The sequence below is a fragment of the Rhodobacter capsulatus genome, from assembly GCF_052363175.1.
GTDB lineage: Bacteria > Pseudomonadota > Alphaproteobacteria > Rhodobacterales > Rhodobacteraceae > Rhodobacter > Rhodobacter capsulatus_D.
Window position 1 is genome coordinate 802867 of record NZ_CP198946.1, and the last position, 13876, is coordinate 816742.

15 protein-coding genes are annotated in these 13876 nt (G+C 65.8%); 10 read left to right on the plus strand and 5 right to left on the minus strand.

All coding sequences use genetic code 11. The features are described from left to right. Nucleotides 1-59: 59 nt before the first annotated feature. The 8 genes from ACTTAI_RS04730 to ACTTAI_RS04765 all read left to right on the plus strand — a co-directional run bounded on the left by ACTTAI_RS04730 (nucleotide 60) and on the right by ACTTAI_RS04765 (nucleotide 7657). Complete coding sequence (locus ACTTAI_RS04730; protein ID WP_444454656.1) at nucleotides 60-833, plus strand: hypothetical protein; 774 nt, start codon at nucleotides 60-62, stop codon at nucleotides 831-833. Nucleotides 834-1055: 222 nt separating this feature from the next. Further along, nucleotides 1056-1304, plus strand: a complete 249-nt coding sequence (moaD, locus tag ACTTAI_RS04735; protein ID WP_444454657.1) for a molybdopterin converting factor subunit 1 — start codon at nucleotides 1056-1058, stop codon at nucleotides 1302-1304. 1 nt (nucleotide 1305) lies between these two features. Next, nucleotides 1306-1752: a molybdenum cofactor biosynthesis protein MoaE gene (locus ACTTAI_RS04740; RefSeq protein WP_444454658.1), complete on the plus strand. Its 447-nt coding sequence runs from the start codon at nucleotides 1306-1308 to the stop codon at nucleotides 1750-1752. A gap of 83 nt (nucleotides 1753-1835) precedes the next feature. After that, entirely contained in the window at nucleotides 1836-2288 is a 453-nt protein-coding gene (locus tag ACTTAI_RS04745; RefSeq protein ID WP_444454659.1) for a formate dehydrogenase subunit gamma, read from the plus strand. Further along, a complete protein-coding gene (locus tag ACTTAI_RS04750) occupies nucleotides 2285-3787 on the plus strand; it encodes a formate dehydrogenase beta subunit (RefSeq protein ID WP_444454660.1) in 1503 nt (500 codons plus the stop codon). Before ACTTAI_RS04745 ends, ACTTAI_RS04750 begins: the two co-directional genes overlap by 4 nt. Then, nucleotides 3784-6660: a formate dehydrogenase subunit alpha gene (gene fdhF, locus ACTTAI_RS04755; RefSeq protein ID WP_444454661.1), complete on the plus strand. Its 2877-nt coding sequence runs from the start codon at nucleotides 3784-3786 to the stop codon at nucleotides 6658-6660. Before ACTTAI_RS04750 ends, fdhF begins: the two co-directional genes overlap by 4 nt. Continuing rightward, nucleotides 6657-7445, plus strand: a complete 789-nt coding sequence (gene fdhD, locus ACTTAI_RS04760; RefSeq protein ID WP_444454662.1) for a formate dehydrogenase accessory sulfurtransferase FdhD — start codon at nucleotides 6657-6659, stop codon at nucleotides 7443-7445. Before fdhF ends, fdhD begins: the two co-directional genes overlap by 4 nt. Continuing rightward, nucleotides 7442-7657, plus strand: a complete 216-nt coding sequence (locus tag ACTTAI_RS04765; RefSeq protein WP_444454663.1) for a formate dehydrogenase subunit delta — start codon at nucleotides 7442-7444, stop codon at nucleotides 7655-7657. Before fdhD ends, ACTTAI_RS04765 begins: the two co-directional genes overlap by 4 nt. Here the strand turns inward: ACTTAI_RS04765 and ACTTAI_RS04770 are convergent. Then, complete coding sequence (locus tag ACTTAI_RS04770; protein ID WP_444454664.1) at nucleotides 7647-7883, minus strand: hypothetical protein; 237 nt, start codon at nucleotides 7881-7883, stop codon at nucleotides 7647-7649. The two genes, ACTTAI_RS04765 and ACTTAI_RS04770, sit on opposite strands and share 11 nt — an antisense overlap. A gap of 43 nt (nucleotides 7884-7926) precedes the next feature. Between ACTTAI_RS04770 and ACTTAI_RS04775 the strand changes: the two genes are divergently transcribed. Together ACTTAI_RS04775 and ACTTAI_RS04780 are read left to right on the plus strand one after the other, a co-directional pair. Beyond that, a complete protein-coding gene (locus ACTTAI_RS04775) occupies nucleotides 7927-8070 on the plus strand; it encodes a hypothetical protein (protein WP_444454665.1) in 144 nt (47 codons plus the stop codon). 60 nt (nucleotides 8071-8130) lie between these two features. Beyond that, nucleotides 8131-9108 (plus strand): Lnb N-terminal periplasmic domain-containing protein, encoded by a 978-nt coding sequence (locus tag ACTTAI_RS04780; RefSeq protein WP_444454666.1) that lies wholly within the window; start codon nucleotides 8131-8133, stop codon nucleotides 9106-9108. Here the strand turns inward: ACTTAI_RS04780 and ACTTAI_RS04785 are convergent. Genes ACTTAI_RS04785 through ACTTAI_RS04800 form a run of 4 tightly spaced genes read right to left on the minus strand, consistent with a single transcriptional unit; the run spans nucleotide 9105 to nucleotide 13779 of the window. Beyond that, entirely contained in the window at nucleotides 9105-9941 is an 837-nt protein-coding gene (locus ACTTAI_RS04785; RefSeq protein WP_444454667.1) for a TIGR03915 family putative DNA repair protein, read from the minus strand. The two genes, ACTTAI_RS04780 and ACTTAI_RS04785, sit on opposite strands and share 4 nt — an antisense overlap. Further along, entirely contained in the window at nucleotides 9941-11170 is a 1230-nt protein-coding gene (locus ACTTAI_RS04790) for a putative DNA modification/repair radical SAM protein (RefSeq protein ID WP_444454668.1), read from the minus strand. Before ACTTAI_RS04790 ends, ACTTAI_RS04785 begins: the two co-directional genes overlap by 1 nt. A 36-nt stretch (nucleotides 11171-11206) precedes the next feature. Continuing rightward, entirely contained in the window at nucleotides 11207-11800 is a 594-nt protein-coding gene (locus tag ACTTAI_RS04795; protein WP_444454669.1) for a response regulator transcription factor, read from the minus strand. Then, the gene (locus ACTTAI_RS04800; RefSeq protein ID WP_444455696.1) at nucleotides 11797-13779 is read right to left on the minus strand and encodes a sensor histidine kinase; all 1983 of its coding nucleotides are present in this window, start codon (nucleotides 13777-13779) and stop codon (nucleotides 11797-11799) included. The genes ACTTAI_RS04795 and ACTTAI_RS04800 overlap by 4 nt, the downstream gene beginning before the upstream one ends. Between the last annotated feature and the right edge of the window lie 97 nt (nucleotides 13780-13876).

A 13876-nucleotide genomic window follows, 5' to 3' on the forward strand; every position in this document is an offset into this window, starting at 1 on the left:
CGCCGAACGGCCGAGCGCAAGCGAGGACGGATAAATTGGGGTAGTTGGAGAGAGTGCACATGGCTGGACGTTGCATTTTCTGTGGAGTTGAATTCGGCACCAAAGGGCCTGAGAGCCGAAGTTCAGCAGAGCATTTCTGGAGCAAAAAACTCGCGAAGAGTCTCAAGGCGCCTGCCAATATTCGGGGTCCCAAAAAGCACGCTGAAACACACATTTCCGAAAGTGGCGTTTTTGAGGTCCGTGCGAATCCTGTGTTTGTTCAAAAAGGGCATTGGCTCTATCAAACGATTCCAGACACGATTTGCAAAAGTTGCAATAGCAGTTGGTTGAACAGTCTTCAGGGGCCTGCGGTTGATTCTATACTGAGATTGCGGTCTGATAGTTTTTTCGCGCAGGCTAGGGTTGATTATCCGGCAATAGCCAAGTGGATATACTCAAGGTTTCTGCTGCATATTAGTACTTATCCTGCTGAATCAATTTTTAAAGGTGCCGCGGGCTTGCTGCGCGAAATAAACTCGCAGCGCGAAAAGGAAAACAGAAGATTTTATCTTGAAAAAGTGCCTCCGCTAACTTCTGCCGTCTACTATGCGCCGATTTCTTTTGCGCCCGCTCTGGTCACTGCAGCAAATCTTATGACGATGTTTTATCCTGAAAATGACGTGCCTCGGGAGGCTTTTTTGCTCACTATGCTGTCGAAAATGTTTCCTTCGTATTGTTCTCGAATATTTGTTTTTCTAGTCGCTTCGATAGGTCGCCTTTCCAGTATAAGCGTTGCTGGCCGATTGATAATTTTACGCGTCCACCGAAGTTTTCCACCCCAGCCAGGGAGATAGAGGAGCTCTTGATTTCTAGTTACGAAGATGCTCGGGATAGGTTGTCTTTGGGGGGCCTTAACGCTGGTGCTGCAATAGTCCCGCCCATTCGTCGGAATTTCTCATGATGCTCTGTCTCCAATGAGGCCAGTAAACGTCACAGTGCCCTCTGACCCTCCTCCCCCCCGTTGCCTCTCCCCCCTGGCCTCGCTAGGATCACCCCGAACCACCACCGGGGGACACATGCTCGACATCGTCTATTTCGCCTGGATGCGCGAGCGCATCGGCCTGCCGCGCGAGCGGGTCGAGACCTCTGCCGCCACCGTTCTTGACCTCGTGACCGAACTGCGCGCCCGCGAGCCGCGCTATGAGGCCGCCTTTGCCGATACCTCGGCGCTGCGGGTGGCGCTTGATCAGCAGTTGGCCGGGTTCGATGCGCCCTTGGCAGGCGTGCGCGAGGTCGCGTTTTTTCCACCGATGACAGGGGGCTGAGATGCAGGTTCGGGTGCAGGACGCCGTTTTTGACTTCGGCGCCGAGATGTCGGCCTTTTCCGAAAACCGCGAGAATGTCGGGGCGGTCGTGGGCTTTCTGGGCCTTGTGCGCGACGATACCGGCAATCTTGAGGCGCTGGAGATCGAGCATTACCCCGGCATGTGCGAAAGCGCGATTGCCGCGATGCTCGAGGAGGCGCGGGGGCGCTGGGATCTGGCCGATGCGCTGGTGATCCACCGGCACGGGCGGCTCGCGGTCGGCGCGCAGATCATGATGGTCGCCACCGCCGCGCGGCACCGGGTGGCGGCGTTTGAGGCCGCGGAATTCCTGATGGATTATCTGAAATCCCGCGCGCCGTTCTGGAAGAAGGAAGTCAGCCGCGACGGCACCGCCTGGGTTGCCGCCAAGGATGCCGACGAGGACGCGCTGAGCCGCTGGCAGGGCTGATCCTTCGCAAAACCGCCATCACCTGTCGGAAACCGCATTGCCTTGTGCGCCCCTTCGTCGCAGGCTGAAGGCGGGAGGACGACATGACCGATACCGCGCGCCTGCGCGCCATCCTTGCGGCCCATCGCGGCCGGGAGGGGGCGCTTTTGCCGATCCTGCATGATGTGCAGGAGGCTTTCGGCTTCATCCCCGATGACAGTTACGCTCCGATCGCCGCCGATCTGGGGCTGACGCGGGCCGAGGTGGCGGGGGTCATCGGCTTCTACCACGATTTCCGCAAGGCGCCCGCGGGACGGCATGTGATCAAGCTCTGCCGGGCCGAGGCCTGTCAGGCGATGGGATCTGACGCGGTGCAGGCGCGGCTGGAAGCGGCGCTGGGTCTGCGGCTGGGCGACTCGTCGTCGGATGTGACGCTGGAAGCCGTTTATTGTCTCGGCCTGTGCGCCTGTGCCCCCGCGGCGATGGTGAATGACCGGCTGGTCGGGCGGCTCGATGCGGCGGCGGTCGCGGGCATCGTGGCGGAGGTGGGCGCATGAAGATCTGGTTGCCCTGTGATGCCGCCGCGAAAGCCTGTGGCGCCGAGGCGGTTCTGGCCGCGCTGAAGCTTGAGGCGGACAAGCGCGGGGTGCCGCTGGAGATTGCCCGCAACGGGTCTCGGGGCATGATCTGGCTGGAGCCGCTGCTGGAGCTTGAAACCCCCGAAGGCCGGATCGGCTTTGGTCCGATGACGCCCGCCGATGTGGCGGGCCTGTTCGATGCACCCGAAAGCCATCCGAAAGCCGTGGGTCTGGTCGAGGAAATCCCGTTCTTCAAGCGCCAGACGCGGCTGACCTTCGCCCGCTGCGGCCGGATCGAACCGCTGTCGCTGGCGCAATTCGCCGCGACCGAGGGCTGGGCCGGGCTGCGCAAGGCGCTGAAGATGACCCCCGCCGAGGTGGTCGAAGAAGTGCTCGCCTCGGGTCTGCGCGGCCGCGGCGGCGCGGGGTTCCCGACCGGCATCAAATGGCGCACCGTCGCCGCGGCGCAGGCCGATCAGAAATACATTGTCTGCAACGTCGACGAGGGCGACAGCGGCTCCTTCGCCGACCGGATGCTGATCGAGGGCGATCCCTTCTGTCTGGTCGAGGGCATGGCGATTGCCGGTCACGCGGTCGGCGCCACGCGCGGCTATGTCTATATCCGCTCGGAATATCCCGACGCGATCGCGGTGATGCGCGAAGCGATCGCAATGGCAAAGCCCTTCCTTGCCGAAGCCGGGTTCGAGATGGAGGTCCGCGTCGGCGCGGGCGCCTATGTCTGCGGCGAGGAAACCTCGCTTCTGAATTCGCTTGAAGGCAAGCGCGGCACGGTGCGCACGAAACCGCCACTGCCCGCGCTCAAGGGGCTGTTCGGCAAGCCCACGGTGGTGAACAACCTGCTCTCCTTGGCCGCGGTGCCATGGATTTTGGCCCATGGCGCCAAGGCTTACGAAAGCTTCGGCATGGACCGGTCCCGCGGCACGATCCCGTTGCAGATCGGCGGCAATGTCAAACGCGGCGGGCTGTTCGAGACCGGCTTCGGCATCACCCTTGGGGAACTGGTCGAAGACATCTGCGGCGGCACCGCCAGTGGCCGTCCGGTCAAGGCGGTGCAGGTGGGCGGGCCCTTGGGCGCCTATCACCCGGTCGCCGACTACCATCTGCCCTTCTGCTACGAGCGCTTCGCGGGGCAGGGCGGGCTGGTCGGCCACGCGGGGCTTGTCGTGCATGACGAGACGGCCGACATGCTGAAACTCGCCCGGTTTGCCATGGAGTTCTGCGCCATCGAAAGCTGCGGCACCTGCACGCCCTGCCGCATCGGCGCCGTCCGCGGGGTCGAGGTGATCGACCGCATCGCCGCGGGCGACGCTTCGGCGATGCCGCTGCTCGATGACCTGTGCCAGACGATGAAACTGGGCTCGCTTTGCGCCTTGGGGGGCTTCACCCCCTATCCGGTGCAAAGCGCAATCCGCCATTTCCCTGCCGACTTCCCCACGCTGCGCGAGGCCGCCGAATGAAAGACCTGATCATTCCCCCGCTCGACTGGACGAAGGACATGGGCACGCCGAAACGCGACGGCGCGCCGGTGCACCTGACCATCGATGGCGTCGAGATCACCGTGCCCGCGGGCACCTCGGTGATGCGCGCGGCGGCCGAGGCGGGGATTTCCATTCCCAAGCTTTGCGCCACCGACAGTGTGGAGCCGGTGGGGTCGTGCCGTCTGTGCATGGTGGAAATCGAGGGGATGAAGGGCACGCCGACCTCGTGCACCACCCCGGTTTCCCCCGGCATGCGGGTGCATACGCAGACGCAGCAGTTGCAGAAACTGCGCCGCGGCGTGATGGAACTCTATATCTCGGACCACCCGCTCGACTGCCTGACCTGCGCGGCGAATGGCGATTGCGAGCTGCAGGACATGGCGGGCGCCGTCGGTCTGCGCGAGGTGCGCTACGAGGCGAAGGATACCCACTTTGCCCGCCGCGATGCGACGGGGCCGAACCCGCGCTACATCCCGAAAGACAATTCGAACCCCTATTTCAGCTACGATCCGGCGAAATGCATCGTCTGCATGCGCTGCGTGCGCGCCTGCGAGGAAGTGCAGGGCACCTTCGCGCTGACGGTGATGGGGCGCGGCTTTGATGCCCGGATCTCGCCCGCGGCCCCCGACTTCCTGTCCTCGGATTGCGTCTCTTGTGGCGCCTGCGTGCAGGCTTGCCCGACCGCGACGCTCGTTGAAAAATCGGTCGAAAAGATCGGCACGCCGGAACGGAAAGTCGTCACCACCTGCGCCTATTGCGGGGTGGGGTGCAGCTTCGAGGCGCATATGCTCGGCGATCAGCTCGTCCGCATGGTGCCCTGGAAGGGCGGCGAGGCGAACCGGGGCCACAGCTGCGTCAAGGGCCGCTTTGCTTACGGCTATGCGACGCACAAGGACCGCATCCTGAAGCCGATGATCCGCGAGAAGATCTCCGATCCGTGGCGCGAGGTGAACTGGACCGAGGCGCTCGACTTCACCGCCACCCGGCTGCGGGCGCTGCGGGCCGAGCATGGGGCGGATGCTCTTGGCGTCATCACCTCGTCGCGCTGCACGAACGAGGAAACCTATCTGGTGCAAAAGCTTGCGCGCGCGGTTTTCGGCACCAACAACACCGACACCTGCGCGCGGGTCTGCCATTCGCCGACCGGCTACGGGCTGAAACAGACCTTCGGCACCTCGGCCGGGACGCAGAACTTTGACTCGGTCGAAGAGACCGATCTGGCGCTGGTCATTGGCGCGAACCCGACCGACGGGCATCCGGTCTTCGCCTCGCGCCTGCGCAAGCGGCTTCGGGCGGGGGCGAAGCTGATCGTTGTCGACCCGCGCCGGATCGACCTTCTCGACACCGCGCATCGCGGCGAGGCCTGGCATCTGCAACTGAAGCCCGGCACCAACGTCGCGGTGATGACCGCGATGGCGCATGTCATCGTGACCGAGCAGCTTTACGACAGCCACTTCATCGAAGGGCGCTGCGACTGGGATGAATGGGCGGATTATGCCGAGTTCGTCGCGAACCCGGATTATGCCCCCGAGGCGGTGGAAAGCCTGACCGGCGTTCCGGCCGAAACCCTGCGCGCGGCAGCCCGGGCCTATGCGGCGGCGCCGAATGCCTCGATCTATTATGGTCTGGGCGTGACCGAGCATTCGCAGGGCTCGACCACCGTGATCGCGATTGCGAACCTTGCGATGATGACCGGCAATATCGGGCGGCCCGGTGTCGGCGTGAACCCGCTGCGGGGCCAGAACAACGTGCAGGGCAGCTGCGACATGGGCAGTTTCCCGCATGAATTCCCGGGCTATCGGCATGTGTCGGATGACGCGACGCGCGGGTTGTTCGAACGGACATGGGGCGTTACCCTGTCCTCGGAACCGGGGCTGCGCATCCCGAACATGCTCGATGCCGCGGTCGAGGGCCGGTTCAAGGCGCTTTACGTTCAGGGCGAGGACATCCTGCAATCGGACCCCGATACGCGGCATGTCTCGGCCGGCCTTGCCGCGATGGATCTGGTCATCGTGCATGACCTCTTCCTGAACGAGACCGCGAATTACGCCCATGTCTTCCTGCCCGGCTCGACCTTCCTTGAAAAGGACGGCACCTTCACCAATGCCGAACGTCGCATCAACCGGGTGCGCAAGGTGATGGCGCCGAAGGCGGGTTTTGCCGATTGGGAAGTGACGCAGATGCTGGCGAATGCGCTGGGCGGGGGCTGGCATTACACGCATCCGTCGGAAATCATGGCGGAAATCGCCGCGACGACGCCGGGCTTTGCCTCTGTCACCTATGACATGCTGGACGCCCGCGGCTCGGTGCAATGGCCGTGCAATGAAAGCGCGCCCGAAGGCTCGCCGATCATGCATGTCGATGGCTTCGTGCGGGGCAAGGGGCGGTTCATCCGCACCGCCTATCTGCCGACCGACGAAAAGACCGGGCCGCGCTTCCCGCTTCTGCTGACGACGGGGCGGATACTCAGCCAATACAACGTCGGCGCGCAGACGCGGCGGACCGAGAACGTGGTCTGGCATGACGAGGATCGGCTGGAGATTCACCCGACCGACGCCGAAACCCGCGGCATCCGCGAGGGCGATTGGGTCCGGCTGGCCTCGCGCGCCGGGGAAACGACGCTGCGGGCGACGGTGACGGATCGGGTCTCGCCCGGGGTCGTCTACACCACTTTCCACCACCCCGACACGCAGGCGAACGTGGTGACCACCGACAATTCCGACTGGGCGACGAACTGCCCGGAATACAAGGTGACGGCGGTGCAGGTGGCGGCGTCGAACGGCCCGTCCGAGTGGCAGCAGGATTATGCGGCGCAGGCGGCGGCCGCGCGGCGGATCGAGGCGGCCGAATGAGCTTGCCCGCCGGTGCGGTCACGGTCAGCCTGCCCGGCGGGGCCCGGGCGGTTCTGGCCGAGGAAGTGCCGGTGGCGCTGGTCTTCGACGGGGTGACGCAGGCGGTGATGATGGCCTCGCCCGTGGACCTTGAGGACTTTCTGCTGGGCTTTGCGCTGACCGAGGGGATGATTGCCGCGCCCGCGGATCTGCTGCGCGCTGAGGTGGTGCACCAGCCGCAGGGGATCGAGGTGCGAGGGTGGCTTGCCGCCCCGGCGGGGCAAAGGTTTGCCGCGCGGCGTCGGGCGATGGCGGGTCCGGTCGGCTGCGGTCTTTGTGGCATCGACAGCCTTGCGGCTGCGGTGCGCCCGCTGCCGCGGGCGCCTCGGGGCGGGGGCGCCAAGCTGACGCTTGGCGCCCCCGCCGCCTTGGCCGATGCGGCCCTGCACGCCTTGCGGGCCGGGCAGGTCTTGCAGGATGCGGTCCGGGCGGCGCATGCGGCAGGGTTTTGGGATGGCACGCGGCTTCTTGCGTTGCGCGAGGATGTCGGGCGGCACAATGCGCTCGACAAGCTGGCGGGGGCTTTGGCCGCAGCGGCGGTTGATGTCGGCGCGGGGGTAGTGGTGATGACCTCGCGCCTCTCGGTCGATCTGGTGCAGAAGGCGGCGATGATCGGTGCGCGGGTGCTGATCGCGCCCTCGGCGCCGACCGCTTTGGCGGTGTCCGAGGCGCAGGCCGCGGGCATCGCGGTGATTGCGCGCGGCCCTGGCGGGGCCACGGTTTACACGGAGACGGGGGAGCGATGAGCGAGGACAAGATCATCCGGATGGCGAACCAGATCGCTGCGTTTTTCGCCGTGCAGCCGGGCGACCGCGTGACGCCGATCGCCGCGCATATTTCGGAAAACTGGTCTGCGCCGATGCGGGCGGCTTTGCTGTCCCATGTCGCGGCGCAAACGCCCGGCCTTGATCCGCTGGTGATCGACGCCGCGCCGAAGATCCGCCCGGTCAGCGCCTAAGCGCTGCTGGCCCTGACGTCGTCGTCTCGACCAGCGCCGCCACTTCGGCGGGCAAGCTCTCCATCCGCACGCCGACGAAACGGCCCTGCAACGCCAGATGCCCCACGCCATGCGTCGCGGCAAAGGTGGTGCGGGCGCGCAGAGCCAGCGCCTCGGTCCCCAGATCGGGGTCACAGCAACCCATGTCATGTTCGCCATCGCCGCGGTGATGAGGACGGGGGGGCATCTGGTCGCTGGAAGCGAGCTTTTCCGCCAAGGGATATTATGCGATGTCGGCGCTGATGCTCGTCTACACGACCGCCGCGCTGTCGAAGGCGCTGCGCGACAAAGAAGAAGCCGAGCGGATCTGCAACAAGCTGGAAGATGCCCGCACCGAACGTCTGCTGGCCGAAGCTTCGGGCAAGAGCGTGTAAGAAACGATTGTGCAAGTGATGGGGCGGGGGCCTCCCCGCCCGACCCCGAGGGAGGGAAAGATGATCCGTGTGGTTCACATCCTTGGCCATGTGGCCGTCGTCGTGCTGATCCTTGCCGCCGCGGCCTGGACGGCGACGGCGGTTTGGCTGCAGCTTTCGGGCCTGGTGCGTCTGATCGCGCTGGGGCTGTTGACGGTGGTCACGCTGGCGCTGCTTGGCCTGTGGTTCGCCGACCATCGAGGCCTTGCGATGACGCTGGCAGCGCTGGCGGCAGTGACGGTGGGCGGCTGGTATCACACGATTGTTCCGCTTCAGGACCGCGATTGGGCGATCGACGTTTCGCGCGGCGTGACGGCCCGGGTCGAGGGCGACCGGGTCACGCTGTCGAACATCCGCGATTTCGCCTGGACCTCCGAGACCGAGGCCACGCCGCGCTGGATCTCGCAGGACTATGACCTGCGCCAGCTCGACAGCCTCGACATGTTCACCTCGGTCTGGTCGCGCCCCGACATCGCGCATCTTCTGGTCAGCTTCGGCTTTTCCAGCGGTCAGCATGTCGTCTTCTCGGTCGAGATCCGCCGCGAAAACGGCGAAGAATTCAATGAGATCGGCGGCTTCTTCCGGCAGTTCGAACAGGTGCTGATCGCGGCGACCGAAGAGGATATCGTCAAGCTGCGCACGAACTACCGCAAGGAACAGGTCCGGCTTTATCCGGTAAATCTGACGCCCGCGCAGATCCGGGTGATGTTCCTCTCCTACATCGAGCTGGCGCAGGCGCTGGAGGCCGAGCCGCGGTTTTACAACACCCTGACGTCGAACTGCACGACGGCGGTGTGGAAGCTTGCCCGCAACCTCAAGCCCGATCTGCCGATCGACCGGCGTCTGGTGCTGTCTGGCCGTCTGCCCGATTACCTGACAGATCTGGGCGTGATCCCCGCAGCCCCGGCCGCCGAACGCGATGCCGCCGCGCTGATCACCCCGCTTGGGCAGCGCTATGATGGCACGAAACCGTTCTCAGAGTTGATCCGAGGCCGCTAGGCCTTGGCCTCCCGCGCCGGTTTGCGGCGCAGCCGACCGCCGGGCAGGGGGGCGGACGCGGGCGCGTTCGGGTCGTGCATCGCCCGAACCCGCGTCTCGGCCGAGCGGATCAGATCGGGGATCAGATCTGCCTCGGGCAGGTTCTTCCAGTATTTCTGTGGCATATGCGATTTCATCGCTTTCACCATCAGCCGCGCCGGGTTGAAGATCGAGGCGAAATAGACCCGCCACAGCTCTTCGGCCGCGTCCTTGGGCGGCGGCTGGCGGGCCTCGGTTTCCTCGATCCGCATCTCGCCCGCTTCGCAGCGTGCGGTGAGGGTGGGCGTGGCAATCAGCCAGTCCATGTCGCCGAACCGGCGCGCGAAAAACGGCGCGGCGGCTTCGAGAACAGGATGGTCCGGCTCGAACCAGGCGGCAAAGGCGCGCCGATTGGCGCCGGGCGGCGACACCTCGCGAAAGCGCACGAAGCCATGCATCTTGTGGATTTCCCGCCCGACCGCCTTTTGCTGATCGAGAAGCCGCCGCAAGGATGGGTCCGAGCGATCACCCCAGCGGACCTCTCGCTTTGACAGCCGCAGCACCAGCGCATGGGCGCGCGAAAACCGCTCGGGGTCGGAATGCAGCAGCGCCATCTCGATGCCGTCGAGCGCCTCGCGCGAAAGCATCAGGGCGGTCGACGGCCCCGGGGCGGGGGGGGCGGCGGCGAACAGATCGGGGGCCGTTTCGCCCACCGACCAGATCACCGCCTGCGGATCGATGCCCGCGGCGGCGAGCTTGCGCACCTCCTGCCGCCAGGCGGCCACGGTGCCGATGCGGGGCAGGGTGATCTGCATCAGAACAGGCTCAGCTGTTCCGGTGCCGGGGCGAAGCGCGCGCGCAGGTTCGCGTCATCGGGCAGGGCGCGGGGCGACCAGCCGGGCAGGGTGATGAAGGGCTCGGCATGTTTCAGGACGCAGCCGATGGCGAGCAGGTCTTCGTAGCGCAGGGTGCGGTGACGCCGCGCCTTCAGGATACGCTCGACACTGCGGGGCCCGATGCCGGGGATGCGAAGCAGCATCTCGCGCGGCGCGCGGTTCACATCGACCGGAAAGAGCGCCCGATGCGCCAAGGCCCAGGCCAGTTTCGGATCGATCTGCAGATCGAGCATGCCGGTGGGCGGGGCAATCTCGGTGGCCTCGAAACCGTAGTTCCGCATCAGCCAATCTGCCTGATAAAGCCTGTGCTCGCGCACCAGAGGCGGCTGGATCAGCGGCAGCATCCGCGACGCATCGGGGATCGGCGAGAAGGCCGAGTAATAGACCCGCCGCAGCGCGAAGCGATTGTAAAGATGCGAGGATTTCCGCAAGATCTCGCCATCGGTCGCGGGATCTGCGCCGACGATCATCTGCGTCGATTGCCCGGCGGGGGCAAAGCGCGGCGCCCTTGTGCCGCGCGCGGTGCGATCCTTCGCGGCCTCGCCACGCGCTTTCACTTCGGCCATCGCGCCGTGGATCGTTTGCACCGATTTCTCGGGTGCGAGCTGCGTCAGCGCGGTTTCCGTCGGCAGCTCCACATTGATCGAGAGCCGGTCGGCCCATTTCCCCGCCTCGGCGATCAGTTCGGGCGCGGCATCGGGGATCGTCTTCAGATGGATATAGCCGCGGAAATGCTCGCGCTCGCGCAGGGTGCGGGCGACGCGGACCATTTCGGACATCGTGTCATCGGGCGAGCGGATGATGCCCGAGGACAGAAACAGCCCCTCGATATAGTTGCGGCGGTAGAATTCGAGCGTCAGGCTGACGACCTCTTCGACGCTGAACCGCGCCCGCTCGACCCGGCTCGACACCCGGTTGATGCAATAGGCGCAGTCGTAGATGCAGAAATTCGTCAGCAGCACTTTCAGCAGCGAGATGCAGCGGCCATCGGGCGCCCAAGCGTGGCAGATGCCCGCGCCGGTGGTCGAGCCGATCCCCTTGCCATCGCGCGAGCCGCGTCGTTCGCCGCCCGACGACGCACAGGAGGCGTCATATTTCGCGGCGTCGGCCAGAATCGACAGTTTCTCGGGCAGGGTGCGTTGAACCATGTGTTCACATTATGTTCACGCTTGCCCGAAATCAAGTCAGGTCATCCGGGCCAGATCCGCGATGTTGCGCGCGCCCATCTTTGCCAGCACGCGCGAGCGATGCACCTCGACCGTGCGCATGGCGATGCCGAGCCGGTCGGCGATCTGTTTGTTCATCAGCCCTTCCAGCATCAGCGTCATCACCTCGGCCTCGCGCGCGGAAAGGCTCGCCCGCCGGGCCGCCACCGCCTCGCGCGCCTGGGCCTCGGCCAGACGCCGCTCATGCGCGGCGATTGCAGACAGGGCGATATCGACGATGTGGTTGTCGTTGAAGGGTTTTTCGACGAAATCGAAGGCCCCCGATTTCAGCGCTTGCACGGCCAAGGGCACATCGGCATGGCCGGTCAGAAAGATCACCGGCGGCACCAGCCCCTCGGGCCGCGCCTGAAGCGCATCCAGAAGCTGCGGCCCGGACATCCCCTCCATCCGCACATCCAAGATCAGACAGCCGCAATCGGCGAGCGGCCACTCGGCCAGCAGATCCTCGCCCGAGGCCCAGGTCCGGGTTGCGATCGAGCGCGAGGCGAAAAGAAACCCCAGACTGTCGCGCAGGCTTTCCTCGTCATCGACGATATGGACGGTGAAACTCATGCCGGGGCCCCCTCCTGCGGGACGGGCAGGGTGACGGTGAAGATGGTGCCGCCGCCCGCGCGGGGGCCGTGCGACAGGCTGCCGTGATGCAGCTCGATGATCGAGCGGCAGATGTTCAGCCCCATCCCCATGCCTTCGGATTTGGTCGAGGTGAAGGGGTCGAAAAGGCTCGCGGCCACGGCATCGGAAATGCCCGGGCCGCGGTCCATCACCTCGATCGTGACGCTGGCCCCGGCGCGGGCGACGCGTACGGTGAGGTCGTAGCCGGTGCGGGGGCCCTCGGCCATCGCTTCGACGCCGTTGCGGATCAGATTGACCAGAACCTGTTCGATCAGGATCCGGTCGGCCTGCACCTCGGGGATACGCCCCTCGATCAGCGAGGCGAGCTTCACCCGATGCTCGCGCGCGGCGGGGGCGGTGATCGAAAGCGCCTCGGCCAGCACTTCGGAGAGATCAAGGGCCGCGAGTTGCGGCGTGCGCTTCTTCACGAAATCCTGCACCCGGCGGATGATCAGCCCCGCGCGCCGCGCCTGCGCCCCCATCTTTTCAAAGGCTTGCCGCAGCATGCCCAGGTTCGGCTCGGGCTGATCGAACAGGTTCAGCCCCCCGGCGGCATAGGAGGCAATGGCGGCCAGCGGCTGATTGAGTTCATGCGCCAGCGTCGAGGCCATCTCGCCCAAGGTCACCAGCCGCCCGGTGCGGGCGAGGCTTTCATCCTGCGCCCGGGCCAGACGCGCGGCCTGTTTCGCCTGCGTGATGTCGATCACCGAGCCCATCCAGCCGCGATGCTTGCCGCCCGCGTCGATCAGCGGCGCCTCGTAGACCTGCACCTCGATTTCCGAGCCATCCGAGCGGCGGAACCGCGTCTCGAAGGCCTGCGGCACCGGCTGGCCCTCGATCAGCTGGCGCTGCCGGGCGAGGGTTTCTTCCAGAATGTCGGGCGCCCAATAGGGCATCGGCTGGGCGCGGCCGACCAGCTCCTCGGCGCTCAGGCCCACCAGCTTGCAGAAGGCGCCGTTCACGTAAAGGATGCGGCCCGACAGATCCTTGGCCCGCATCCCCACGGTCAGGCTTTCCTCCATCGCGCGGCGAAAGGCCATCTCGGCGCGCAGCCGCTCTTCGGCGCTGCGGCGGCGGACGGCGTTGCGATGCAGCACGGCAAGCGCCAGCACCGCAAAGACCGACAGCGCCCCGATCGCCGCCAGCAGCGCCGTGCTGCCAAAGGTATCTGGGGCATCATAGGCCATGATTTCGAGCGTCGTTCCGGCGAGCGGCGGATCGAAGCTGATCCCGTGCCGCGGCGCGGCTTCCGCCACCGCGCGACGGGCGCGCTCGGCCAGAACGCCCGAAGTGTCGGAGATCCGCACCCCGTATTGCTCGGCGATCCACCACGGCAGATGGCGTTCCAGCATCATCGGCAGCGAGATCGTGGCGACCACCACGCCGCCCGAAGACGAGACCCGCTCGGCCAGCGTCACCAGCCCCTTGCGCACTGGCCCATAGACCGGCCGGGCGGGCAGGGCGCCCGAGGCAAGCACCTGTTTCGCCAGGGCTTCCTCGGCCAATCCCGGCCCCTCGGGTACGGCGGCGACAAGCTGGCCCGTCGCATCATACCAGCGCAGGCCCAGCGTTTCCGGGTTCGCCGCCAGATGCAGCCGGGCGCGGGCGGACAGCGCCTCCTGCGGCGTCCCGGCGCTCGCATCCAGAGCGAGCCGCACCAGAAGATCCTCGTCCACCGACATCTGAAAGCGCAGGGTTTGTTCGACCCAAAGCGCATCGGTCGCAAGCTTCGCCCGGGCGCGCGCGGCATCGGATTGCGCCACGACGTAAAGCAGCGCCCCCACCAGCGCCACCAGCGCGACGATGGCGACAAGCGGAATCAGCGCCAGCACATCCGGCTTGCGTGCGCCCAGCAGGCCCGGAACGGTCCAGACCTCGGCGCCCGCAGGGGCGGAACTGCTGTGCGAAGGCTTTGAAATGGCACATCCCTCCCTTTGGTTTGGTCATAACATGTCTTTCGATTGCGGAAAGCCGCAATAGCGTTGCGCAAGATTCTTGCGCAGAAAGGCCGCGGCC